This is a genomic window from Pedobacter nyackensis (assembly GCF_032678475.1).
Classification (GTDB): domain Bacteria; phylum Bacteroidota; class Bacteroidia; order Sphingobacteriales; family Sphingobacteriaceae; genus Pedobacter; species Pedobacter nyackensis_A.
Map to the genome: position 1 here is coordinate 1223745 of NZ_JAVTSF010000001.1, position 25237 is coordinate 1248981.

Below are 25237 nucleotides of genomic sequence, written 5' to 3' on the forward strand. Positions count from 1 at the left end.
ATTAGGTATGAAAATTTAAACTATTATTAGCTACAGCATCCAGAGATCTAATTGATACTTTAATCGTTACTGAAGAGCAGGCTGAAAACGCTTGCTTAAAGGAACCAGATGTAGTTCGAAATGCTATTCCTCAGTTTTTTTAGGGTAAGACTGATTTTCTTTTCTACGGTTTTTACAGAGATATTTTTATGCTTGGCAATATCAATATAGCGAAGTCCCTCTTCCCTGTTCATATAAAATATTTCCTGATAATCTTCAGGAAGCGTCTGTATGATTGCGTTAATTTGCCCCTGCAACTCATTAAATTCTATTCTTTCGATGGTAGAGTTTTCCAGGGCAATCAATTCTATTTTAGCCAGTACAGAGACTTGATATCTGTTGCTACTGGCCTTGTGACGTAAATGGCTGATACATGCATTTTTTGTAGCAGTAAAGAGCAGGCTCTTCCCGTCTTTGTTTTCTTCAATGTTGTCTATGCGGTCCCATATCTTTGAAAATACATCTTGTACAATATCTTCAGCGTCATCTTTATCTTTAAGGTAGCTCATCGCAAAGCCGATGAGGGCTGTTCGATATTTTTCAAACAGCTGATTAAAAAGCAGTAATTCCTTTTTCTTACTATCTGTATTGCTACTTTCCATTTTATATCAAACAACCTATATATACGCCAAATAATCCGAAAATGCAAAGCAAGCAGTTAACTCAATAACCGCTTGCCAGAGATGATGCTGAATACTTATTTTTTTAAATCATTAATCAAAATTTTCATAGATTCTGCCCAAACAATAGCTTGATCACGATCGGATGCTTTAACCAATTCATAGTTTGGTTCTAGTTCCTGAACATATTTTGTTCTCAGGTCTTTGTCATCGCAACCGTTTTCCAGGCGCGATCCCCAGTTCCAGGTCCACATGAGACTTGCCTTACCCTTTTTCTTTTTCATATAAGCAACAGCTTCATTAACGTAACTATTCCAATCACCTGTAAGATGATAATTTTCCATCGAAGAAGTCATTTTTACATAATCATCTTTATCAATTCCGCTAGCCTCTATTCGTTTGACAAAAGCATCATATCCTGTTTTATCTAATACTTTTTCCCCATCTTTTTCAGTTACAAATGAGGTCGCTTTGATTAACCATAACATTCTTTCATAGGTATCGACATCTGCTTTACCTACATTTTTTTCAAAGATTTGTTTGTTTGTCAATATTTTTTGCGCCAAATCGGAATCCAAATCCCGAACAAACTCACTAATCAGGTAAAATGTCTTTCTATTAGCCAGATCATTTACTGATAGTGTTTTCAAATATTCTGAAGCCAAACCAGATGCTCTTTGTCCCTCGTTGGCATTGGCAAGCAGGGTAATGTATTCATTCATAAAAGCAGCCGATCTTTCTCCGTCCTTGTATCTTTTGTGGAAGGAATTTAGGCCGGTATTTGCAAGTACTCCCTTATTCAATTCTGTTAAAAATGAAGGTACACTCATATAGCCTACAAATTTATGGATGAGTTCACCGTTTTTATCTATCAATAAATGGGTAGGAAATGCAGTAGAAATGTATTTGTCCCGGTAAACATTAGACAGCGCACTGTCTAAATCGCATTGAAAATATATGCTGATGAAATTCTTGTTTAGGTATTCTACTACTTGTGGATCTGGGAATACTTTCTCCTGCATCATTTTGCAAGGCTGGCACCAGCTGGCACTCATATCTACATAAATAGCCTTATTCTCATTTTTTGCCTTTGCCAACGCATCTTCGAGGCTTAATTTTTGAAACTGTACATTGTTAGGATTTGAACTATTAGTGGTCATTGTAACCGCAGAGCTAGTTGCCGAACTACTACCTGCAGCAACACTGCCAATCATAGGAACCGATGCTGCAGCTGTTGTTGCCGTCCCTGTAACCTGTGGACTTGAGCTACCGCCTGAAGTACTTTGAACGCCAGTTGTAGTACCATCTTTGTAAGCAGTCAATGCCTTACGTCCCAATGCCATGAAATCATCCGGAGCTTTAAAACCATCATCTTTTGTAATTAATTCACCCGCAGCATTGATGTACAAAAAGCCTGGAAATCCAAATACTTTGAACTTTTCACATACACCGTGAGGATCTTTATCACGATCAATTTGAATACAAATAAAGTTCTGGTTATAAAAGTCGGCCACCCTGTCCAGGTTAAATACATCAACAACCATTTTTTTACATGGGCCACAGCCTACAAAATGACAATCTACAAAAACCGGTTTACCAGTTGTTTTGGACATTTCCAGTGCTTTCTTATAATCTATATCCAAAAACTCAATCTTCTTAGTGTTAGCTTTTTTTTCAAGATCCGCTTTAATAGCCGCCTCTAATGTTTTGCTGAAGTTTTCGAACCCCATAGGTATCGCATCCCAATGACATGCTGCGAGCATATTCCCTTTTTGATTTAGGAATACCGTAACCGGATAAGATAGATTAGCGATATACTCAGTAAAATCTTCATTTTCTGGTTTCATCAAATCGATACGAACTGGAATAAAGTTTTTAAGCATACGCTCGGTAGCGGCTTTATCTGAAAGCACTTTATCGATATTCGCCTTATCTACCCTTCCGGATATCACATCAACGATTAACCCTTTGTTTTCCTTTTTTGCCCTTTCCAGTGCCTTTTTAATATTAGTCTCTTCAAATTTCACCTGCGCAATTGTACAAATGGGAAATAAAATCAGAAGGAATAGAATTATTTTTTTCATCTTTTTTAATTTAATAATATGTTACTTTTTTAATTTCAGGTCCAGGATCTTTCCGAAACCATTGAATGTTTTTTTTGTGTTAGTTTTTAATTGTCCACTTAGTGGATTGAATTCATATTGTAGTAGTGTCCCCTGATTTCCCAGGTTATAGGCGATATACAAAATCGCATTGTCATAGGCTGGATTTAGCTTATCCTTCAGAATTTTGATAACTGAGATCGTTGCAGTTGCTGGTATATCAGCTGTAGATAACTGCAGTGTTTCCTGCTCATAATTCAACGTATAAACCTTGTTACCTATTGCTGAAAAGGCTATTGGACCACGTTCTGAAATTGCCCAAAGACTTTGTTTAGTAAGCTGATTTGAAAGTGTTGACAGATCAATATTATGGGTACAGGTTGCAGCCATCGGATCTGTAATATCAAAACGAACATAGTTTATACTTCCAGGATTTTGCTCCATAACCGCATCGATATAATAGTCTTTTCCTTTATCCATATAGATTAAATCCATTTGGGTCGCAGATATATCTATATCCGATTGGCCCAGATCTCCCGGGGCGTAAAAAAAGGGACTTAGGAATCCGAAATTGTCGTATTCAAATCTTTGGAATGTTTTATTAAATACTATGTTGCTAAACATCCTAAAAGTCTGCATATCGGTTGGGATAGTCATCATATAGGGTGAATATGCCATACCTGGTTCACTTATTTCTACAAACTTGGGAAGTGCCCCACCAGCCAGATAGTCTATACCAAACACACGTTCATTCTGTACCAGATACTCTGTTTTATTACTGCCATTCATGTGTCCCTGTGGTACAAAACTACCATCAAGAGGGAAAGCAAAGATGGCCCCACTGTTGTTATGTTGCCATACATGGGTTCTATAATTGACTTGAGTTATTCCACCGGCGGAAATAGCAAATATTTGATTGTCAAATGAAAGGTCACCTACTTCCCTTAGCCATAATTGAGTTGGATGCTGTATAGGATGAGTTGGATTGAGTGTAGTATACACCTGATGCCTTACGCCCATTTTACTATCAGGTAAACCAAGGTTCATTTCGGTCGTACGCACTGAACTATAATCACCTCTACTGTTTGCATCTTCCTGATATACCAGTAATCCATTGATGGACTCTACTGTCAGTATAAATTCTGAGAAGTAAGCATCTCCATTATTTCTGTTCGTCAGCTTTCTATAGAGTTTGTATTTCCCTGGCCCTTTTGAAAAGCTTTGATCCAGATTTTTCGTTACGGCGATTTGAGCCGCAGGATCAGGCATTGCTCCAGGTTTGAGCACAGGATCTATCTCATACATCATCCATTGATATGCCGGATCAATCCCTGCTTCTATTTCTTCATTAAAACTAATCTGCAGTCGATCATTTGTATTGATTGTCAGATTAGCTACATCCTGGGCAGGTATAGGATTACCATTAACTTGTATGGTATAGCCCTTATCATTAACTCCCGGTATCTCGTGTAACTCGTAGTTGCCTTTGTCTTTAACGCAGCCCAGTAGCACTGTCATTATTACAACTAGATTGGTTACCTGTAATCGTATTTTCTTCATGCTTTTAAGGTTTAATTTAGCGCTCGAATCTAGTCCCATGGATCAAATCTGAAACTTAGTGGTACATCTCCATATTTATGCTCATATTTATCAGGATTGAGATTGTAGTCGTCAACTTTCTTGTTGAGATATTTCCCTATATTATTTAAGTCTCCGTATGGAACCTCTGCCAAATCATAATACCCCATCATATCGTAAAAGAACTGATACTTAATTTTACTGCAAGTACCTAAAACATATGCGGCAAAAGAATTATTTACCCACTCCGTGGGGATGCCATCCGACACATTAATACGGGCTTTGCTTGTGTCGGGCACCTCAAACAGGTCATCAGCCACCAGGCTTAGCATAATTCTTTTTTGTGTATCCATAAATGTTGGGTTACGAATGATCCGACAAGGAATAAGTACATAATGTGCTCCGGCTGGCAGTACCACGTTCTCATTGAGTTCATAATCCGTCCCTTTTGTTGCATCGCCCAAAATCTTGATTTTTACTTTTCGATCTTCTTTGGCCGGTATTCCCTGCAAACGGACCATAAAATTGATAGTAGTTTCCTGTAGATCTGAAAATCCAAATGCTACACTTCGAACCGAATCCATATCATTTTCAGGAGTACTTCTTTCATCCATTTTCACACCAACAAATAGTGCCGACTTTCCGTTAAACAATTCGATTTCGTCTTCTTTGCAGGAAGATACTATGCCGATCATCAAGATTAGAAAGCAGAATATTATTATCTTCTTCATAATTTTTTCTTTAAGGTTTATGCTTAGTTGGGACGTGGTCTATCCCCAAAATTGATTTCATCTTCCGGCATCGGCAACACATATTTGAATGGCTGAGTCCAGCTACCAGCATCTGTAGCATTATGTCTTTTGTAATAATAAAACAACTGTCCTTCTCCAAAAAACTCCTTTTTATACTCCTTTAAAATTTCGGTTTTCAGCATTTCCGGATCCGGGTCCACCAATCCTACCGGGATATTACGTGCCTGCCTTACTGTGTTCAAATAACTCAGGGCTTGTGTAGGGTTATCTGTCGTCTCAGCAGCTATATAGTACATTTCCGTAATGCGGATCATCGGCATTTTGTAGGTATACTTTTTCAATGGATCTACCTGCCAGAGTTTAGAAGGGACTGATTGTACCGTACCATCCGATTCGAAGAACTCTTTGCGATAGTCAGGATATCCCTCAAATAGATCGTTTAGTGGCTCACGCGGGATTAATGCCAATCCACTTTGTACCTGGCTTACATAACCAGTAATAAAAGTTTGAAGCGAGCGGATATTCAAAGTAAATACATGCTCTGTCGAGAAAGTTCTATCACGCTTGTTGCGTTCAACATTTGTAGCATCTACTACCTGGACAAATGGAAATAACCCTTTGTTCTGCTGTGCATCAATTACTTCCTTTGCACAATTAAAAGCTTCCTGTTTTAAATTGCCGCGATAAAGATAAGCGCGCGCCATAAGTCCTTTTACCGCAAAATAATTGAGATGATATTGTCTGTTTTTAAAATATAAATCTGTCAGAGTTTTACCCGTGAGTATTGGGTCTACCTTCAATAATTTTTCTGCATTACTTAAGTCAATCAATAACTTGTCCATAAAAGCATCGTAGGATAGCGACTGGGACGTATTCTTGCTGAATTCATCAACATAGGGCAACCATTTTTCAGTTGTGTTATTTGCTATTTTATGAGGAGCATACAAACGCAACAGATCCAGATGTAAAAAGGCGCGGATAGCTAATGCCTCTCCTTTAATCAATGCATAAGTGGTTTCTGATGTAAATACAGACTCATTCTTATCAATAAACGCAAGGATGTTGTTTACATTCGCAATGGCATTGAATTGCTTCTTCCATAGTGAATTACTTAGCTGCAAGCTTTGGTTAGACTTAAACTCGAAGTACTGCGTATAGAAATAAGGGCTCGTTTCGTGTAGCGATCCATATTGTTGTGCAATCACATCAGCAAAGCCAAAAGTAAGTTCCCGGCCATATAGTTCAGGCTCGCTCATTAAAGTATACACTCCACTTAAAGCCTCTTGAAATCCCCTTTCTGTTGAGAAAAGCGCTGTAGCTTCTGTCTCATTTTCAGGAAGTACATTCAGCCATTTCTTGCAGGCATAGAATTGAGATAAAATAGTAAGTATGAATATGCTTACAATAACTTGTCGTATAATTTCTTTGTATTTCATAATTCAGTTCTATTTTAAAATGTTGCCTGGATAGAGCCTATAAATGATCTCGCATAAGGATAAGAGATACCTCGTTCAGCTCTTACAGTAGAAAACCTTAGCAAATCGTTCACTGCAAAAGATACCCTAAGCCTTTCCACTAACCTGGCATTCTTTATAAAGTTTACATGGCGAAAATCATATCCAATATTTAATGAAGATAATTTCAACTCATTGTTGTCTTGAACAAATCTGGACGAGGGCATAGTTGGACTGACACCTCTGGATAGTCTCTTATATTTTGCCGGTACACCAGGTGTTTCCGGATTCCATCTTTCAGTAAATACACGCTGATCTACATTATATTGCAAGTCCGCATTTTCTACCTGATTTACCAGGGTTTGGTTATAGCTTTGACCTCCTAGTCTGTAAGATAAATTAGTAGAAACAGACAGTCCTTTATAATCCAGATTAAAACCTAGACTACCTTGAACAGTTGCCAGCTCATCACCAAGTACAACTTTATCTGCCGTATCCCATATATAGGTCCTGGTCCCGTCTTTTTTCAAAAACACTTCCATCCCGTTGAAAGGGTCAATCCCCAGTGAACGTACCCCCCAGATTGCACTTAGCGATTCTCCTTCAGCGTATTCTACGCGAGGTTGCCTTTTCCAACCGTTTTCCGGATTGGGATCAACATCAGACTGTGCCTTATCGGTAGCATCATTGATGGCCGATAGCGCGTCCCCTATTTTTAACAATTTGTTTTTGTTATGTGCCAAATTTCCAAATACCGATAACTGGATATCCTGTTTCGCATTGGATATCAAGAGTACATTTGCCCTTACTTCAATACCTTTATTTTCTGATTTCCCCAGGTTCTCAGTATAGCTATCGAATCCGGTTGATGGCACTACTTTAATTGGTGTCAGCAAATCTGATGTGGTTTTGGTATAAAAATCGAATGATAAGTTGAAACGCTTAAATATAGAAAGGTCCACACCTATGTTTTTGTCCAGTGTTTGTTGCCATTTCAAATCAGGATTACTCAAAGCCAATAAATTGGCGCCTATCACATCATCATATATACGATCATTGAAATAAGCATAGGTCGCCATGGCAAGGTAAGATTCGAAATTTTGAGAACCTGTATATCCGTAAGACCCTCTGATTTTTAGATTATCAACAACGGAACTTTCTTTTAAGAAATTCTCCTGGCTTACATTCCACCCTGCACCGATAGACCAAAAGTGTCCCCAACGATTATTGGCACCAAATAGAGAAGATGCATTGGCCCTGTAGTTGGCATCTAAAAGGTACCTGGAATCGTATGAGTAGTTAGTTGATGCAACGATACCCAATTCACGAGCTTTTGTATCTTTACCAAAGGGCTTATCGTTTTCCATATATTGCCTGGCTTGTGCTATCGAGGTAGCATTGTCGGCAAAGCCCTGGCCTTTGAAGCTCTCCAGCTTGCTTTGGTTTTCTGAAACCGTATATTGGTTGTTAAAGAAGATCACGTGTTTCCCTATAATTTTAGAATAACTCAAGCCTACATCTGAAGCCAGATTGAACCGGTTCTCATGCGATTTGGTATATTGTCCACGTTTGTAATAGGCGTCATTAGCCGCATCGGGTCGTACAGCCCGGAAATTATATGGGGAATTGGGATCTAGCGTTGCATAATTGGATGGGTAAAACAGATCTCCATCCGTTTTCAACTTCGTAATACCAATACGCCCCGTAAGCCTGAAACCTTTTGGTAATGTCCACTCTACATAAAAGTTATTGGTCAGATCAAGGTACTGTGATTGGTTTAAGTACCTGGTGCTCGCATTAAGCATAGGGTTATAGATAGAAAATTGCTGATCTAAAACCCCGTCTCCGTCAAGATCTGTAGAGTGATACCTGTCATACATACCAAGTATAGGAATTAAATGTCCTCTTTCGTCCCTCATTTTCCAATATGGGTTCATTTTTGCGTAGTCTTCAAATGAACCGTAAGGAGACTCCTTGCCTTTGTTAGATATAATGGAAAGCTGTTCTCTGAAAATGAGGTTCTTATAGCGATATTGAAAACCAAAGCCGCCTTCAAGGCTATTTCTGCTTGATCCCTTCATTACGCCTGCATTGTTATTGTATCCAACATTAATGCTATACAATACACTCTCATCTCCCCCATCTAATGACAACGAATGTTTGTTTCCTATCCCCACACGTGTAGGTTGAGCTAACCAATCTGTATTCACCCCTTTAAGGACATCACTATGTATGGCCTGATATTTTTGGTCGAGCGCCAGTTGCTGTTCAGGATAAGGTGAGGAAAACATACCTGCCAAACGTTCCACCTCCAGCTTCTGACTGGCATCGGTTAGTCTATAGTCGCTTAATACAGGAGCCTGTACATTTAGATCTACTTTATAGGAAATGCGTAACTTTCCCGGCAATGGCTTTTTTGTCTCAATTACGATCACTCCATTTGCTCCTTTTGAACCGTAAATTGCTTTTGCTGTAGCATCCTTTAATAATGTAATACTCTGAATACGGTTAATGTCCATATCAAATACCCTTGAAATAGATTGCTCAAAACCATCGATGATGAATAAAGGTTGATTAGGACTGGAAGTATAACGTGCTTTCATGTCCGAAAAGGATGAAGCACCTCGCATCTGTATATCGGGTATAGCATTAGGGTTAGATCCCAATTGATCATTTACCAATAATTGAAAAGATGGGTCCAGACGGCCAATTGCCTCTATAATGTTAAGACTACCCGTCCGTATTATTTCTTCTGCTTTAAGGGTATTGACAGCTCCGGTATAGGTACTTTGTTTACGCGTAAACATACCAGTAACAACAGTTTCATCTAATGCTGTTGTTACTGGATTTAAATGGATGGCGACAGTGGATTTATTCTGAATACCTACTTTTGTCGGCGTATAGCCAACATACGATACTGATAGTATACTCTCAGTAGCCTCGACAGGAATGCTGAAACTACCGTCCGCCTGGGTAATTACCTTGGCAGAATTAGAAGGTGTTGAGATTGTTGCACCGACCAAGGGTTGCCTCGTCACTGCATCAATCACTTGTCCGCTTAGTCTTTTACCTGGTAAAGAGCTTGTGGGTGCATCGCTGCCAGACATTTTCTGCTGGCGAAAAATAGAAATAATACCCTTTTCAATTTTAAAGCCAAGACCAATAGGTTTTAGGACTTCTTCCAAAACCTGGCTAAGTAGTTTATTTTTGGCCTGGTAGGTAATCTTTTGGTTTTCATCTAAGTCAGAACTCGTAAATACCAACTCTAATTTGCTAAGTCTTCCGATCCGGGTGATAAATTCTTTGATGGAAATACTCTTAACATTGATGGTAATACGTTCCTCTTGCTGCTGTGCTGCAGCTTGTGAGGTGAAGACTATTGCAAAGAGGAGCGACATGGTCAGTATTGCTTTGGCCCCCTTTAACAAAAGTTGTTTGCATAAGCTGGTTAAGTGGTTCATAATTAAGCTTAGTGTTTCATAATTAGGTTATTGATTCATAATTGGATTGTTAAAAGTTAATGCTACAGTTTCCGTCACGGGCTTACAGTGACGGTATTCCCGTTTTTCTTGAATTTGATACGATTTGTCTGTTCCAGGGCCATAAGTATATCCTCTAATTTTCTATCTTTTTTAATTTTAATATAGATTGGCATTGATTTCAGCGTATTATTACTGTATTTAAACTCTACCGGATACCACTTTTCGAGTTCAGACAGCACTTCTGCTAAACTTCTATCGTCAAAAAGAAACAGCCCTTCTTTCCAGGCCAATACTTCTTCCGGATCAAATGTTGATACTTTTATGGGTTCGTTTTTTCGAAGTAGAACCGCCTGACCAGGAATAAGGGTCATCACCTCATCTTCTTTTGTTACCTGAATCTTTCCTTCAAGTAATGAGATGGCATCTGCTCCAGTATCTTCATAGGAATTAATGTTAAAATGAGTGCCCAGTACCATAACTTCCCCTCGGTTAGTTTTTACGATAAATGGTCTTTTTCTGTCTTTGGCAACCTTAAAGAAGGCTTCGCCTGATATAGTTACTGTTCGATTGTCACTGCCGAAAATAGCAGGAAATATGAGTTTACTATCCGCGTTTAGGGTTACCGTTGTTCCGTCCGTAAGATCTATATCGTACGTCTTTCCTTTTGGCACAACTAAAGTATAATCCTTTTGTTTAGCTTCATTTTCTACCTCATGAATATTAAAAAGCTGACTTATTGAAGCATGGGGAACTTTGTTGTTTTTCTCCAGCTTTTCAGAAAGTTGATAACTCTTGTTACCAGAAATGAGCATAATCTTATCTTCTGGTCTTGGGAGTGTAGGCGACTGCCCCGACTTCCAGTAATTCAGCGTAATGGTTGTAAGTACAACAATAGCAGCAGCCACACTGCCCAATCGAAACATCTTATAGATTTTCTGTTTTGTGTTGCTTTCGGACTTATAATGTTGTTGAACATTTTGGAGGGTATCTATATCCCTAAGTTTCACATATAGCGTTTCATTGGCTTTACTTTCCTGAATCCAGGCATACAAAATATTAGATTCCTCTTCATTTAGTGTTCCATGAAGGGATTTTGTAATTAATTCTTTTAGAAGTTTATTTTTCAAGGGTAGCTTCTTTTAGTTTCAAATCCGTTTATTGGTAGTAATACGCAAAGCCCCTGGGCATACCCTACGCTAAAAGAGAAAAAACAAAAACTTTGGTTATTTCAAGCTCTCATTTCCTCTTAACATCGTTCTTATCTCCTCCTAATCTCTTTCTTTTTTCTTTGTAATAAATAAAAAAGCAACTCATAACAATATGAAGAAAAGAAGATTTATCATTCTTGCGGTAGTTTCAAGCATTTCTTTTTCAGCTAATGCACAGCAAAAAGAACCGGACAGTTTAAAAAATTTAAGCTTGGAGGAAGTCTCGATCTCCTCAAAATACTTCAAGAGATATAAGTCTTCTCAATTGTCTGATATGTTACGCTTACCGACCCCTTTATTAAATATGCCTCAGAACATTCAGATTCTAAGTTCAGAGATACTCAGAGATCAGGTCATTTACAATCTTAACGAAAGTGTAACCCGCAATGTTAGTGGAACGCTACGCGAAGAACTACATAATGGAATATCTCCCGACATTTATTCCCGCGGAGGATACATTAGTGCTCAGCGAAACGGTGTAGATATGCGTCCACTTGGCAAGGGTCCATTGGCAGACGATATCTCTATTATTGAAAGTGTAGAGTTTCTTAAAGGCCCTAGTAATTTTATGCATGCAATGAGCGATCCTTCCGGATCCTATAACATTGTGACCAAAAAGCCTACTGGCCAAACCAGGAGAACTGCAGACATCCTATTAGGTAGTTTTAACATGTTCCGTGCTGCACTTGATTTGGAAGGTAAGATAGATCAGCACAATAAACTTCAGTATCGCATTAATATAATGGGCATGAATACTAAAGGATTTTTAAAGTATGACCGCAACAATAAAATTCTCTTTGCCCCTTCCTTAAAATACAAATTCAATGATAAAACTTCTTTAACCGGAGAATACATTTACCAACACCTCAATTACCTGATGTTAAGTGAAGCACAAGCCTCTCCATATGGCTATGGCACACTTCCGCGAGATTTTACAATGACAGACCCTGGTATCAGGCCTTTCATCGGAAAAGATCATAATGCATTTCTTACCTTCCAAACCAAATTTAAAAAGAGCTGGCAACTTACATCTAAGGTATCGTATGTAAATAGTGGCTACGATGGTAGCCTATTCTGGGTGAACGGAGCTAACCACAATGATCAGGATATATTGAATCGAAATCTTGTTTACGATTCCAATAAATATACTGTTTTTTCTACGCAAGCCTATTTGAACGGGACCTTCAAAACAGGAAATATAAACCACAATTTTATTGCAGGGATGGATTTAAACAGGAAATCATCCAGAAGCTGGGATACCTGGGCAACTGCTACTACTATTTATCCACTAAGCATTTCCAATCCACAATACTCAGAGGTAATTCTTAACAATGGCATTGGTGGGGATTTTGACTCAGAGAACAGCATATCTTCTGATCTGAATAAAATCCACAGAACACTTAATTACACCTCCGTATATGCTATGGATGAGTTATCTTTAATCGACGAAAAATTAAGAGTCTCGGTCGGCTTACGTTTAACTTCATCAGACGGAAATACAAATGACTATGGCCAGCAGAGCCAATCCAGAGATTGGGCACTAACACCTCGGCTTGGTATAAATTATGCCCTCGATAAAAGCTCAACTTTATATTTTTTATACGACCAGACCTACCTTCCTCAAAGCGGTATCTCCGTAGACGGGCAGTCACTTAAACCACTAAAAGGAACCAGCTATGAAATTGGTGTAAAGAGAGACTGGGCAAACGGTAACTGGAATACCACTTTATCACTGTACAACCTTTATCGGAATAGATTGCTCACATCAGATCCAACCTCAAATTTGCAATATCAAACGGGCGAAAGCCAGTCAAAAGGTATTGAATTCGACTTGAAAGGCCGGATCGCAAAAGGTACAAATGTAGTAGTCAATTATGCTTATACCGATTCAAAAATCACCAAAGATGAGCTCAATCCTGCAAACGTTGGTATGGCCACACCTAACCGGGTAAAACACATTCAAAACACCTGGATAAACTACTTACTTCCAATAGAAAAAATTGAAGGCTTTACTGTTTCTCTTGGGTATCAACTATTACTTGGAAGAACCGAGCGTATGACGACCACTACTCCCGACAACCTGAAAGATATATTCAGACTGGATAGCGGAATAGGCTGGAGTAACGAAAAATACAACATCAATTTCCTTGTCAACAATATCCTGAATGCAAAAATTTACTCTACGGCATGGAGAAATCAAAGTGGAGACATGTACTATTGGGTACAACAGGCTCCTATGAATGCCAGACTCTCATTTCGTATTAATCTTTAAATAATCATGAACAAAATAATAGCAATCATATTCCTATCAATAACACTCTTCGGATGTACAACGGGTACAAAAGACAATACCCGGGGAAAGAAATCGATCTCTGTTAAGGATGCTTTGGGACACAGTATAGAACTGGATAAACCTGTTGAAAGAATTGTATCCTTATATGAGCCTGCACTTGATGCACTTTATATGTTACAGGCAGAAGACAAAATCGTTGGTATTTTTAACGACGTTTATAGCAGCAATGAATTATTTCCATACTACTCCAAACTAGATGACAGGATAAGACAAAAGCAACTGCCAACTCCCGGAAGTAATGGCAATGGCAATATTGAGAGCATTATGATGCTTAATCCTGACATTGTAATTCTACAAGCTTCACAGGCAGATCTTGCACAAGCTTTACGAGCTGTTGGCGTAAAGGTTTATACCACCAAAGTAGAACAATATCAGGAAGTATTTCAAACAATGCAGGATCTGTCGAAACTCACCGGGACAGAGAGAAGAGCGAACGAATTAATTTCCTATGTCAAAAATGAATATACAACGATGAAAAATAAGGCCGATACCATCCAGTCTAAGAAAAGAGTATATTTCTCATGGGCTTATGGCCGAATATTTTCAACTACAGGCAGGAATAGCATGATGCATTTTTGTCTTGAGGCAGCAGGTGTAGAAAATGTTTGCCCTTTTGAACTGGATCAGCCAAATATCAGTCCCGAAACTTTGGTTGAATGGAACCCGGATTTGATTGTTATGTGGAATGATAGTCCCAATGAATTCTACAAGAAAAAAGAATTAGGAGAAGTATCAGCAATAAAAAACAAACAAATCTACAATCTGCTACCCATGTTCTTTTATAACCCACATACTTTAAAATCCCTTAACACTGCTGTTAGTATCCACAATTGGGCTTATCCAAATGCGGATATCGACATCAAAAAGAAAGTAGAAATGAATATTTTAAAGCTATATGGGGAAAAAGGCAAGCACTTATCCCCCATTTGATAAAGACAATTGAATGAAGTATATCTTATCGGTACAACTTTTAATGTGTGCAAACCGATTTCACTTCTCTTACCATAGGCTTCAAACCTAAATTAGTCAACATCTGCATATCCTCTGTAACGCCTGGATTTGGCGTTACCAATAAAGTTTCGCGTTCTCCCGTGAAAATAGAATTTGCACCTGCCATAAAGCACCATGCCTGCTCCTCTTCGTTCATTTCAATTCTTCCTGCACTTAAACGTACCATAGAAGCTGGCATCACTATTCGTGCAGTTGCAATCATTCTGACCATATCCCAGATTGGCACTTTTGGATTATTTTCCAGAGGTGTTCCTTTTACACGGGCCAGCGCATTAATTGGAACTGATTCCGGGTGTTTTTCCATAGTTGCCAACGTACAAAGCATGGAAATACGGTCATTAGGTGTTTCTCCTAAACCAATAATACCTCCAGAGCAAACCGTGATACCGGCTTTTCGGACATTATTAATGGTATTGATTCTGTTGTCGAACTTGCGGGTTGAGATGATATCATCATAAAACTCTTCCGAAGTGTCCAAATTGTGATTGTAAGCATATAACCCTGCCTCTTGTAACCGAAGAGCTTGTTCCTCAGTCAGCATTCCCAGGGTACAGCACACCTCAAGTCCCATCTCATTTACACCTTTCACCATGTCGATAATTCTATCAAAATCGCTATTGTTACGAACTTCACGCCAGGCTGCCGCCATACAAAATCTTGAAGACCCGCTATCTTTCGCTTTTTTTGCATGAGCCAAAACTGTATCTGTAGGCAACAAGGCCTGAACTTTAATATCAGTATGATAACGTGCTGCTTGTCCGCAATACGAGCAATCTTCTGGGCAACCACCTGTTTTTACAGATAATAAGGTCGAAATTTGAACTTCCTCCGGATTGTGAAAAGCTCTATGAACTGTTGCCGCTTCATATACCAATTGTAGCAAAGGCATATTGTAAATAGCTAATATCTCATCTTTAGTCCAGTCGTTTCTTAAATTTGGTGTCATTATTTTATGGTAAGTTGTTCGGTAATCACTTCTAATACTTCTTTTGAAATCGCGGAAAACCAATTCGCATGTAATTCAGTTTCCATTTCCACTATTTTATCTGCATACTGTTGCCAATTAGGATGAAACCTTTCCAATTGCTGAATCATTTCTTCCAAATGGCCTTCTTCTTCAATAATGATAGATTTTACCATCACTTTACTCTGATTTCGTGTTAATACATCCTGATAAATCGGATATAGAGCATCCGCACGAACTTCAATGGCGTAGGTAACAAACAAATAAGCTGCATATTTCAAAGCATCCCCGGTCAAATCAAATTCTTTCTTCAAAAACCTGGCGCACTTCATATCCAGACTGTTCAAATAATGATATGTTTCCCGTGCCGCCAGCAAATCTTTAGCTTCATAAAACGGACAAGCCGATGCATCTATTTTATTAATTTGCTTTTTCAAATAATAGGCATGCCGATGTTCCTCCGCCGCGTGCTTCAGCTGAATTAAGCTTACCGAATGAGGTTGTTCACAGGCGGAAATTTTTCGAGCTCCAACATTTTCCAGAAAAGACAAGGTATTGAGCCATTTCACATGCAGATCAATATTTTCCACTACATATTGAAGTATTTTATCCATCATTTTTTGTTTGCATCAAAACTCGTAACTTTCGTCGCGGTTATCAGGTACCGGTTTTTAGATTATGGGTAGTCCGGTTAGGTTTTCTTTTGCTTCATTTATACAAATCCATCGCGATCTGGAAACTCCAATTTATCTCCAAATCGCTAATCATATCATTAGCGCCATTCAAAGGGGAATCCTGCTTCCTGAACAAAAACTCCCAGGCACGCGTACACTAAGCATTGACCTGGAAACACATAGAAATACAATAACTGCTGCTTATGAAGAGCTGAATCAACAAGGCTGGATAAGCATTCAACAAAACAAGGGAGCCTTTATCCTCCCCTTTTCAAACAAAAACATCAATAAAGAAGGAGAAACAAGACAATACGATTCAAGTTATCCTCAAAAAACAGGGTTTTCGTTTCAAAAGTCCAATCTATTAGACAACCCGTTTGAACACATTCCATGTGATTTTGTATTTAATGATGGTACGCCCGACATTCGATTGACCCAAATAGATGACCTATCACGTTTCTATTCTGCAAATATGAAACGTAAAAGTAATCGTAAAAAAATGGGTTATTACAACCAGGAAGGAAGTGAGTATTTTAAAAAACACCTTTCCAATTACTTAAATGTATCTCGTGGATTTCATATTTCTCCTCAAAATTTACTGATTACCCGCAGCATTGAAATGAGTTTGTACATCATTTCGGAAGTATTGTTACAAGCCAACGACTTGATTATTGTGGGTGAACTCAGTTTTTTTTCAGCCAATATGATTTTCCAAAAATCCGGAGCCAGAATTCAATCCATCCCCATAGACGAAGACGGTTTATGTATAGATTCGTTGAAAGATATCTGCGAACAAGAAACGCCACGAATGGTCTACGTTACTCCACATCATCATTATCCTACAACAGTTAGCTTATCATCTAAAAGACGCTTAGCGCTTTTAGAATTAGCTAAAGAAAAAGGCTTTATCATTGTAGAGGACGATTACGACTACGATTTTCAGTACGAGGTGCTCAACAATTTGCCACTTGCCACAACAGACACCTCGGGTATGGTTGTCTATGTAAGCTCCTTTGGAAAATCGTTGGCACCCGGATTCCGTACAGGTTTTATTGTAGCGCCCAAAAATCTAATGATAGAGATGCAGAAACACCTTGGAATTATTGACCGCCAGGGTGATATATTAATGGAACAAGCATTAGGTGAAATGATTGATGATGGCATCATTCATCGTCATTTAAAAAAGTCATTGAAAGTATATAGGGAACGCCGGGATCATTGCGTAAAATTATTGCATTTACATTTAAATGATTGGGTAGACTTTGACATTCCTTCCGGAGGATTAGCCTTTTGGTTACGCTGGAAAAAAGCAGTGAACTTAATGCAACTCAGTCAACAATGTCAGAAAAAACAGCTGTTTATTCCCAAAACACTACTGTATCAAAACAAAAACATTACCGCCATTAGAATTGGGTTTGGTCATTTAACCTTTGATGAAATGGAGAATTGTCTTTTGATCATCAAAAATGTATTAGAAGAGCTCCACCACATTAACCGGCTTCTTGTTCACAATGATTAAGCAACTTTCCTATTAGTTTGCGTTAAAAAATGCTCTTGCGATTCCGAAAATAAAAATAACCAGGCTTAGAAAAAACAGAAGAACGCCGGCTAACATAAATATTGGTGCTAAATAAAGTGAGTCAGTTAATATTTTTAAACCAAACGTGGATACTAAAATCAAAAATCCAGCTATAAAAACCCAAAAATGCCAGTATCCTGTTTTTAATTTGATGGGACGTTTAACTCTTTCTAATCCAAGATAAATCAAGCCAGTTAATCCAGTGAAGATACATAGCCAAACAGCAATATATAAGCCTTCAATAACATAATAGGTATCGTGAATGTTAATATCAATTGTTTGTTTCTGAGTCCAAAAACTAATTAACAAAGAAAAAAATGCTGTATACAGAAAAAGTAATGCGGGTTTTAATTTCATAAGAGCACATTTCAACAAGTAGAAATTCAATAATTTATTATACTAATATAGAAATTAGAAAATGAAAAGGTTATTTACTATGCCCTAAACTCTTTAAAGCTCTATTCAGACTTCTTATCGTAATACCTAAATAAGCTGCTTTGTCTTCTCTGGATATTTCGATTTCTTGTTTCGATTGCAATTCCAGTAATTTTGCTAAAGTATATTCCGTTGTGTATAATTGCTGATATGATGCTCTACTGGATGTATTAACAATGCGCTCCGCAAAAACCTCGAGTAATAAATTGTTTAAACCAATATCAGTTTTAAGTAAGGAAGTAAAGTAAGGGATGGATATGGCATAGACAGTTACATCTGTCATTGCTTCAATGCTGCATAAACAGGGAACCTTACGAATTAATTCTATTTCGCCCACGATTTCACCCTTGCTCAAAAATTCTAAAATATACTCTTTTTCATTTTCCTCTGTAAAGAAGCATTTTGTTATCCCATCTTTTATCAGCATTATTTTAGATGCATTTTCATTCTGTACTAATAGCCTTTTACCTTTTGGAAAGGACTTCACTATAATGTCTTCTTTACGTTGCTGCGCATTGTAAAGCTGTTCTAAATAGCTCAAAAAAGATTGATTGGTTCGTAACATAATTCGCTAAGGACAAATGTCCTTTCCTAATTAATTGTATATTCTGAATTTTGCCGGCAGTAAATTACAAAAGTAAAATGAATAACAATATAACAACCATTGCCTTTGATGCAGATGACACCTTATGGGTAAATGAACCCTATTTTCAGGAAGTCGAAAAAGAGTTTTGTGTTTTGCTTGAAGACTATTTGCCACAACATTCGGTATCGCAGGAGCTGTTTACAACTGAAATGCAAAATCTTCACCTGTATGGTTATGGTGTAAAAGGCTTTATGCTGTGTATGATTGAAACCATTAGTCGTATTTCTAACGGGACAGCTTCAATGCAATTGATAAACAAAACAATAGATCTCGGACATCAGCTATTACAAAAGCCTATCGAACTTTTAGAAGGCGTAACTGAAACTTTAGATAGTTTAAAAGGAAAATACAGATTAGTAGTAGCCACGAAAGGCGATATATTAGATCAGGAACGAAAACTTAAAAAATCAGGATTACAGAATTATTTTCACCATATTGAAATAATGAGCGACAAAAAAAACAGTGATTATCAAAAACTGTTAAAACATTTGGATTGTGAACCTTCAAACTTTTTAATGTTAGGAAACTCCTTAAAATCAGATATTTTACCTGTATTGGAAATTGGAGGATTCGCCGCCCATATCCCGTACCATGTTACCTGGACACATGAACAACACGACCATAATTTGAAACACGATAATTTCACAGAACTGGAAAGGATTGATGAAATTCTTAAACATTTATCCTGTTAAACTTTGAAAAAATGAATATCAATATTAGAGAAGAAAGACCCGACGATTACCGTTCAATTTTTAACTTGATTGAGAAAGCCTTTAGGGTTGAAAAATATAGTGACCATCAAGAACATTTTCTAGTAGAACGATTGAGAAATTCCGGAGCATTTGTACCTGGATTATCTTTGGTAGCCGAAGTAGAAGACCATCTGGTTGGGCATATCTTGCTAACGGAGATAGAGATTAAAACTTCCGAAGATAAGATCAAGTCGTTGGCATTGGCACCTGTTTCAGTCCTACCCGAATTTCAAGGTAAGGGAATTGGAGGGAAACTCATTGAAGCTGCACACGAAAGAGCCAGAGATTTGGGCTATCAATCGGTTGTATTGTTGGGGCATGAGAAATACTATCCAAGATTTGGCTATCGGCTTGCCGAAGAATTTGGTATATCTCTACCATTTGATGTTCCAAAGGAGAACTGTATGGCAATCGAGTTACAGCCTAATGCTTTGAAAAATATTCAAGGAGAAGTAGTTTACCCAAAGGCTTTTTTTGAATAGAGACACAAAAAAGCGCAGCCAGTCGGGTGCTTTTCGAGCCATTTCCCGGATGATTAACCAATAAGTACCTAAAAAAAATGGGCTATACCAAAATTGGTGAAGCCCATTTCAAAGTAATAAAAATGTTTATAACTAAACCTTAAGTATGAATATGTAATGTAATATCATCTGTATGTGCTACAAGAATTTTCATTTTTTCAATTTCACTTTTCTGTTCAAAAATATTTTTCTCCTTTTCAAACTGCATGATGGTTTCCATATTAACTTTAGTTCCAATTTGTTGGAGCAGTGTAGAAACTTCCTGATAACAATCGGCACGGGGATCCACAAAGCGGAGGCATGCTAAAGCTTGACTATAGCCTTCCTTAGATTCTTCCAACTTTGCTTTGAGCAACTGTTTGCTGCAATATTCATTTTTATGTTGTTGATAAATGGAAGTAATCAGCCCTTCAACTTCATTATAACAGCTCAATTCCTCAGGAACATAACGCAATAATGCAAAGGCTTTACTAAACTCCTTCCGATCAATATTTAGTTTAGCAGACTTTAAAATTTTAGGACAATTTTCCTGATAAAAATTATGGATCAATTGCTCTCCGGATTGTAAAAACTCATTGAGTTTTTTATCGTTGGGCCTTATTTCCTGAATAGCCTTTAAAATTGCAGCATCGACATTAGCGGCAGTGGTAATCGTGGTTTTATTAAAAGTATTAAATGTAACCTGAAGGTCAGGGTTTTCTACCGTAAATTGAACTTGTACTTTCATTACCTTGACATCGCCCATATCTCCCGCCGTCATATTACTTAAAATATTAATTTTAGGAACGATATAAAAAGGTGACTGATTGGAAAAACTCACACGATTCCTGAAGTTCCTTTTTAATTGCTCTACCAGGAATTCATAATGTTTTTTCTGAACCGGTGTATCTTCATCAGGAATGCTAAAACTGTAGCCTATGGAGCTTACCTTTATGTTTTGGGCGAAAGTCAATGAGCTTGAAAAAACCAGAAGCATTATATTTAACAGAATTCTATTCATAGTCCCCTACTTAATCGTAATAAACAAGCTCTGACCTTTAATATTCCTGGTTGCGTTTAAGTTTTTACTTTTTAAGAACCGGATGATTTCGTTTGCAAATTTGTTTGGATTAAAAGGCTTATCTGTCTCCTGATCAAACAATGGAATGCGAACTTCATCGAATATCATTTTATTTTCAACAATACCGGCCAAATTAGCTCTACCCCTAAATGCATTGGCAGAAACCCATTCTTCAATGGCCTCATTTAAAAAGTTGCCACCGTCAATTTCCGAATCAAAATCTATCGCACAATTTTCATCCAAATTGAAATGTATAACCAATGCTCTACCAATATCTCTGATCTCGTCAGTTTTTACCATCAGGTTATTCATAAACTCTTCCTGCATCTTTTCAAATGCCCGGGTAATGAGTTTCTCCACATCATTGGTTACAAATCGTCCACTTGATGCCGTTTGGTTTGAAAAACTTGCACCTGTATGAGTTTCAAATGCCGTTACGTTTAAGGTAATATTAGTACCACTATCATCCGTACTATTCTGCACATCTACCTGCACATAAAAATCAGCACCGGAGCCGCTCAACAAATCGGATTTGAAGTTGGCTTGCCTATCGGCTGTAAAGGCAGAATTAGCTTGTGCAGCACGTAAATTGGCGACAAAATCTACGGTAGACCATCCCCGTTGATCAAAAGCTTCTTTCACCTTAGATACAGCAGTACGTATAGCAGGATTGTTATCTAAAACAGTTTGAATGTTCTCATCCTGTTTATTATAGGGTACCACCATAATTTTTGCAGCAGCTCGGGTCACCTCACTACTTCTGGTCGCTGCTATTTGCGCCTTAGCATTTGGCACAAGGCATGCGGAGACTATGCAAAGTAATACAATTGCAAGAGTACTTTTCATATTAAAAACCTATTTTATTTAACACTTTATTACGTTCAAATTCCGTACGTAAGGCATTGTAATTCAATTTGAATTCTACGACAGCAGAAACACATTTTTTATTATCTGCACAGGTATAAAAAGTTGGATTTGAACTAGTGATAAACTGTTTATAATCACTTTCCCAGAACTTATCAAAAAATGCTTTTTTTTCATTTTCGATAGATTTTCCTTTGCGAATCATTGGGTTTTTGAAATCAGTACCGGGAAATCCCATATAAAATAATTGCTGCAAAGCTTTCTTCTGCGCATCCTTAAGTGCTACCTGATGTCCCTCATCTTTTTTATTGTTTGGAAATTCATCGCTAACTCCTCTCAGAGTCACCAGTCCCTGTGCCTCGTGCTTGATCACAGCAGAGTTTGAATATGGGTTTGTCAATAGTTTCTTTGTACAGCTAGACGATACGGATAAGCCTACAGCCAACAGTACCAAAAGTTTAGTTTTTCTCATGTTTATATTAAATTATTTAGTTAAGACTCCAAACGTTACTTTATCTGCAACGGCTTTTTTAATATTTTTCTCCCCATCGATTATCGTTGCGCTGGAGAAGTTTCCATCGTCTACGCTGAATACCCATGCCGTACCGATTTTTTGTTGCCTATCAATGGTTTTTCCACCTACATTTACCTTGTTCATGGAAACAATATCCAGTGATTGTCCTTTGTTGACCCCTAAGTTCGAACCGGCAGCAATGACAAAATCTTTAAACGGTCCTTTGAAATTCGAACCTGCTCCCTTTCCGGATTGCGATTTCCCACCTTTACCAATCCATTCCACAATCTCAATACGCATCGGAAAGTTTTTACCTGTAAAAAGCTTTACATTCTCACTTAAACGATCCAATGCAACTTTAAAGGAGGCATCCGAATTATCCTTTGATTGGGTTAATTGTATATTTCTATTTTCAAGAGCTTTAATCTCATCCTTGCTGTAATGCGCCTTGATAATAGCTTTTAAATTTTCCGCCTCCGTTACGGGTTCAGAATTTATACTTTCTGTCGTTACGATTTCACCCGTTGATACATCCAGTACTTTTAACTGTATGGTTACATTACTGTTCCATTTATCTTTCTTACCAATATGTTTTATTCCCAGGATATTGCCTTCAATCATGTAGCTGGCGCCCTTGCTAATACCATCTTTAAAAGACTCCTTACTATCCATAAAAGCTTCTGTTCTTTGAAGCTTCTTCTCTTTCTCCAGGCTTTCGAGATTATTGCGATCTACAACAGTAAATCTTTTAGAAGAAACAAATGAATTAATAATGGTTTCCTGAATGATTTTGACTTCCATCTTTGAAACGGTTTCCTCGTCATACGACATAGGAATAAATGCGACACTTATTTTTTCTTGTGCTTTTAGGTGTAAACTAAACAAGAACAAGGAAGCTAAGTAAAATGATTTTTTAATCATGATTTATTAAAATGGTAATGAAAATTTGTATTGAATAACTTGTATGATTACCATTAGGAATGGTCAATAATTATCCGGTAAATCAATGCTGCAAATTTTAGCTATTTAGACCGGCGATCCAAGGATGCAATAGGTAGTTTAAAGGTAGTATGGTGGTAGTTTACACAAGGCACAAAGGGTAGTCTACCGGGTAGTGAACTACACCAGCAATAGATAAACAGCTAGTTTTAAGCCAGTTTTATTGTAAAGACTAAAAATTAGCAATTACATCAAATCCGAGCGATTGTTAACCTCCAAAATATCATAAATAGTTTTGAGGTGATACTTTACTGTATTATCGGAGATAAAAAGTTCAGCGGCAATTTCTTTATTGGTTTTACCTTCACGAACGAGTTCAATAATTTCTAAATGACGCGGCTTTAATTTGGACGTATCAATAGTTTTTAATAGTTGTGTGCTTTCTTCGGTATCTGCCGATTTTGCATCTTTTAGTAAGCGGAAGCGTAATAATTCCAATTCTTTTTCAATAGAAAGACGACGTTGTTTATTAGCTTTATTCAACTTAAACAAAGCAATAATCAGCCCCAACAAAAGCACAATTACATAAATATAAAGCAAGGTTACTTTCTTTTGGTTCTTACTTTCTTCCAAATTGCGATCCTGTAAGAGTTCTTTCTCCAGCTGATTCAATTTTCCGCTACGATTAGCAGCATCATATTGACGTCTTTCTTCACTTACCTTTTTCTGTACTTCATACGCATTCTTATAATCATCATTCTCTACGTAGTAGAAGATCATACTTTCAAGCATCGTAATTCTATAGATATCTATACCGTATTTATTTGCGTAATAAAAGCCCTTATTAAAAGCTTCCTGTGCTTTTTGCTTATTTTTTAATTTGTTATATAATTCGATTTTGGCTTTGTATAATACCGGCAGATGCCTAGGGTTTTGTTGTTCTAAAAGCTTTATACCATCATCAAAGTGTTTTTCAGCAGCTACAGTATTATCTTTTTTTAACTCTAGTTGACCTAGAACACAGATATAAAACGCAAGTGTTTCTTTGTTTACATAATGGAGGTGACCAGGATCAATTTGTTTTATAGTTTCTAGCAACTCCTTCTCATTTTTTAAATCATAATGGATTAATATACGTTCAACTAATATGCGTGTCTCCGTTTCTAACTGATGCTTACTTTGTTGACCTTCCTGATAGGCCTTTTGGAGGTTTATCAAAGCGCCTGTGTAATTATACAATTGCTTATAGGTTAGGGATTTTTGCAGGTAGGCGTGGTACTTATCGTAGGCAGTAGACTTTGAATCGTTTATTATGGCTTCTAACCTGGTTAAGGATTTTTCATTTTGATTGTTGCCGTTTAATACAAAGATCTCTTCCTGTAATTTATCGTAGTTAATTGTTTGACCTAAGGCAGGTGTTAAAAGATTGAAAATACTAATCGCACAAATCAGTAATAGGAAACGTAAAAACATGGAGGGTAAAAGGGTATCGATTAGATAATTAATTTGAATCGACAAAGATAGAAAAATTAGCTAAAAATCATTAATATAAGCGTATACGATTTACTAAAAAAGATTTCAGATTAATTATAAGGAAAACAACGATGTATAATCACTGGCGCAAATGCCCCCTTATTTGTCCTGACTACACAGCATACACTGAATTTTTTACCACTAGATTTGAGTATCA

21 protein-coding genes are annotated in these 25237 nt (G+C 37.5%); 5 read left to right on the forward strand and 16 right to left on the reverse strand.

Going from position 1 to position 25237, the window contains the following annotated elements:
- Window positions 1-95: 95 nt before the first annotated feature.
- The 7 genes from R2Q84_RS04935 to R2Q84_RS04965 form a co-directional block, all read right to left on the reverse strand.
- On the reverse strand, window positions 96-641 hold the full coding sequence (locus R2Q84_RS04935) for an RNA polymerase sigma-70 factor (protein ID WP_316815416.1): 546 nt from the start codon (window positions 639-641) through the stop codon (window positions 96-98).
- Window positions 642-736: 95 nt separating this feature from the next.
- Window positions 737-2743: a DUF255 domain-containing protein gene (locus R2Q84_RS04940; protein ID WP_316815417.1), complete on the reverse strand. Its 2007-nt coding sequence runs from the start codon at window positions 2741-2743 to the stop codon at window positions 737-739.
- Window positions 2744-2764: 21 nt separating this feature from the next.
- Window positions 2765-4321 (reverse strand): hypothetical protein, encoded by a 1557-nt coding sequence (locus tag R2Q84_RS04945; protein ID WP_316815418.1) that lies wholly within the window; start codon window positions 4319-4321, stop codon window positions 2765-2767.
- A gap of 29 nt (window positions 4322-4350) precedes the next feature.
- Window positions 4351-5070 carry a DUF4843 domain-containing protein gene (locus tag R2Q84_RS04950; protein ID WP_316815419.1) on the reverse strand — a complete coding sequence of 240 codons (720 nt, stop codon included), beginning with the start codon at window positions 5068-5070 and terminating at the stop codon, window positions 4351-4353.
- Between the two features lie 23 nt (window positions 5071-5093).
- Entirely contained in the window at window positions 5094-6527 is a 1434-nt protein-coding gene (locus tag R2Q84_RS04955; protein WP_316815420.1) for a RagB/SusD family nutrient uptake outer membrane protein, read from the reverse strand.
- Window positions 6528-6541: 14 nt separating this feature from the next.
- Window positions 6542-10006, reverse strand: coding sequence for a SusC/RagA family TonB-linked outer membrane protein (locus tag R2Q84_RS04960; protein ID WP_316815421.1), 3465 nt, complete (start codon window positions 10004-10006; stop codon window positions 6542-6544).
- Window positions 10007-10080: 74 nt separating this feature from the next.
- Window positions 10081-11154, reverse strand: coding sequence for a FecR family protein (locus R2Q84_RS04965; protein WP_316815422.1), 1074 nt, complete (start codon window positions 11152-11154; stop codon window positions 10081-10083).
- A 193-nt stretch (window positions 11155-11347) separates the two neighbouring features.
- Between R2Q84_RS04965 and R2Q84_RS04970 the strand changes: the two genes are divergently transcribed.
- Window positions 11348-13507: a TonB-dependent siderophore receptor gene (locus tag R2Q84_RS04970; RefSeq protein ID WP_316815423.1), complete on the forward strand. Its 2160-nt coding sequence runs from the start codon at window positions 11348-11350 to the stop codon at window positions 13505-13507.
- A 6-nt stretch (window positions 13508-13513) separates the two neighbouring features.
- Window positions 13514-14518 (forward strand): ABC transporter substrate-binding protein, encoded by a 1005-nt coding sequence (locus tag R2Q84_RS04975; RefSeq protein ID WP_316815424.1) that lies wholly within the window; start codon window positions 13514-13516, stop codon window positions 14516-14518.
- Window positions 14519-14558: 40 nt separating this feature from the next.
- Here R2Q84_RS04975 and bioB read toward each other — a convergent pair whose 3' ends face one another.
- Complete coding sequence (gene bioB, locus R2Q84_RS04980) at window positions 14559-15545, reverse strand: biotin synthase BioB (protein WP_316815425.1); 987 nt, start codon at window positions 15543-15545, stop codon at window positions 14559-14561.
- The gene (locus tag R2Q84_RS04985) at window positions 15545-16180 is read right to left on the reverse strand and encodes a hypothetical protein (protein WP_316815426.1); all 636 of its coding nucleotides are present in this window, start codon (window positions 16178-16180) and stop codon (window positions 15545-15547) included. The genes bioB and R2Q84_RS04985 overlap by 1 nt, the downstream gene beginning before the upstream one ends.
- Before the next feature lie 61 nt (window positions 16181-16241).
- Here R2Q84_RS04985 and R2Q84_RS04990 point away from each other — a divergent pair, with 61 nt between their 5' ends.
- Window positions 16242-17756, forward strand: a complete 1515-nt coding sequence (locus R2Q84_RS04990) for a PLP-dependent aminotransferase family protein (protein ID WP_316815427.1) — start codon at window positions 16242-16244, stop codon at window positions 17754-17756.
- 12 nt (window positions 17757-17768) lie between these two features.
- Here the strand turns inward: R2Q84_RS04990 and R2Q84_RS04995 are convergent, their stop codons facing one another.
- Together R2Q84_RS04995 and R2Q84_RS05000 are read right to left on the reverse strand one after the other, a co-directional pair.
- Window positions 17769-18173, reverse strand: coding sequence for a hypothetical protein (locus R2Q84_RS04995; protein ID WP_316815428.1), 405 nt, complete (start codon window positions 18171-18173; stop codon window positions 17769-17771).
- A 70-nt stretch (window positions 18174-18243) separates the two neighbouring features.
- Entirely contained in the window at window positions 18244-18816 is a 573-nt protein-coding gene (locus R2Q84_RS05000) for a Crp/Fnr family transcriptional regulator (protein ID WP_316815429.1), read from the reverse strand.
- Window positions 18817-18893: 77 nt separating this feature from the next.
- On the opposite strand from R2Q84_RS05000, the gene R2Q84_RS05005 reads away from it, so the two are divergent.
- Window positions 18894-19589, forward strand: a complete 696-nt coding sequence (locus tag R2Q84_RS05005; protein WP_316815430.1) for an HAD family hydrolase — start codon at window positions 18894-18896, stop codon at window positions 19587-19589.
- An 11-nt stretch (window positions 19590-19600) separates the two neighbouring features.
- Entirely contained in the window at window positions 19601-20131 is a 531-nt protein-coding gene (locus R2Q84_RS05010) for an N-acetyltransferase (RefSeq protein ID WP_316815431.1), read from the forward strand.
- Window positions 20132-20270: 139 nt separating this feature from the next.
- On the opposite strand, the gene R2Q84_RS05015 is transcribed toward R2Q84_RS05010, so the two are convergent.
- The 5 genes from R2Q84_RS05015 to R2Q84_RS05035 form a co-directional block, all read right to left on the reverse strand.
- The gene (locus R2Q84_RS05015) at window positions 20271-21170 is read right to left on the reverse strand and encodes a hypothetical protein (protein ID WP_316815432.1); all 900 of its coding nucleotides are present in this window, start codon (window positions 21168-21170) and stop codon (window positions 20271-20273) included.
- Between the two features lie 6 nt (window positions 21171-21176).
- Complete coding sequence (locus R2Q84_RS05020; protein WP_316815433.1) at window positions 21177-22076, reverse strand: DUF6175 family protein; 900 nt, start codon at window positions 22074-22076, stop codon at window positions 21177-21179.
- A gap of 1 nt (window position 22077) precedes the next feature.
- Window positions 22078-22566 (reverse strand): hypothetical protein, encoded by a 489-nt coding sequence (locus R2Q84_RS05025; RefSeq protein ID WP_316815434.1) that lies wholly within the window; start codon window positions 22564-22566, stop codon window positions 22078-22080.
- A 12-nt stretch (window positions 22567-22578) separates the two neighbouring features.
- A complete protein-coding gene (locus R2Q84_RS05030; RefSeq protein WP_316815435.1) occupies window positions 22579-23529 on the reverse strand; it encodes a CsgG/HfaB family protein in 951 nt (316 codons plus the stop codon).
- Between the two features lie 264 nt (window positions 23530-23793).
- Window positions 23794-25065 carry a LuxR C-terminal-related transcriptional regulator gene (locus R2Q84_RS05035; RefSeq protein WP_316815436.1) on the reverse strand — a complete coding sequence of 424 codons (1272 nt, stop codon included), beginning with the start codon at window positions 25063-25065 and terminating at the stop codon, window positions 23794-23796.
- Window positions 25066-25237 lie beyond the last annotated feature (172 nt).

Excerpts from the sequence above, each read along its gene's own strand:
- R2Q84_RS04990 (WP_316815427.1), top strand. The coding sequence starts at position 16,242 with ATGGGTAGTCCGGTTAGGTTTTCTTTTGCTTCATTTATACAAATCCAT.
- R2Q84_RS05005 (WP_316815430.1), top strand. The coding sequence starts at position 18,894 with ATGAATAACAATATAACAACCATTGCCTTTGATGCAGATGACACCTTA.
- R2Q84_RS04955 (WP_316815420.1), bottom strand. The coding sequence starts at position 6,527 with ATGAAATACAAAGAAATTATACGACAAGTTATTGTAAGCATATTCATA.
- R2Q84_RS04950 (WP_316815419.1), bottom strand. The coding sequence starts at position 5,070 with ATGAAGAAGATAATAATATTCTGCTTTCTAATCTTGATGATCGGCATA.
- R2Q84_RS04985 (WP_316815426.1), bottom strand. The coding sequence starts at position 16,180 with ATGATGGATAAAATACTTCAATATGTAGTGGAAAATATTGATCTGCAT.
- R2Q84_RS05000 (WP_316815429.1), bottom strand. The coding sequence starts at position 18,816 with ATGTTACGAACCAATCAATCTTTTTTGAGCTATTTAGAACAGCTTTAC.
- R2Q84_RS04935 (WP_316815416.1), bottom strand. The coding sequence starts at position 641 with ATGGAAAGTAGCAATACAGATAGTAAGAAAAAGGAATTACTGCTTTTT.
- bioB (WP_316815425.1), bottom strand. The coding sequence starts at position 15,545 with ATGACACCAAATTTAAGAAACGACTGGACTAAAGATGAGATATTAGCT.
- R2Q84_RS04975 (WP_316815424.1), top strand. The coding sequence starts at position 13,514 with ATGAACAAAATAATAGCAATCATATTCCTATCAATAACACTCTTCGGA.
- R2Q84_RS05015 (WP_316815432.1), bottom strand. The coding sequence starts at position 21,170 with ATGAATAGAATTCTGTTAAATATAATGCTTCTGGTTTTTTCAAGCTCA.
- R2Q84_RS04970 (WP_316815423.1), top strand. The coding sequence starts at position 11,348 with ATGAAGAAAAGAAGATTTATCATTCTTGCGGTAGTTTCAAGCATTTCT.
- R2Q84_RS04995 (WP_316815428.1), bottom strand. The coding sequence starts at position 18,173 with ATGAAATTAAAACCCGCATTACTTTTTCTGTATACAGCATTTTTTTCT.
- R2Q84_RS04940 (WP_316815417.1), bottom strand. The coding sequence starts at position 2,743 with ATGAAAAAAATAATTCTATTCCTTCTGATTTTATTTCCCATTTGTACA.
- R2Q84_RS05020 (WP_316815433.1), bottom strand. The coding sequence starts at position 22,076 with ATGAAAAGTACTCTTGCAATTGTATTACTTTGCATAGTCTCCGCATGC.
- R2Q84_RS04960 (WP_316815421.1), bottom strand. The coding sequence starts at position 10,006 with ATGAACCACTTAACCAGCTTATGCAAACAACTTTTGTTAAAGGGGGCC.
- R2Q84_RS05030 (WP_316815435.1), bottom strand. The coding sequence starts at position 23,529 with ATGATTAAAAAATCATTTTACTTAGCTTCCTTGTTCTTGTTTAGTTTA.
- R2Q84_RS05025 (WP_316815434.1), bottom strand. The coding sequence starts at position 22,566 with ATGAGAAAAACTAAACTTTTGGTACTGTTGGCTGTAGGCTTATCCGTA.
- R2Q84_RS04945 (WP_316815418.1), bottom strand. The coding sequence starts at position 4,321 with ATGAAGAAAATACGATTACAGGTAACCAATCTAGTTGTAATAATGACA.
- R2Q84_RS05010 (WP_316815431.1), top strand. The coding sequence starts at position 19,601 with ATGAATATCAATATTAGAGAAGAAAGACCCGACGATTACCGTTCAATT.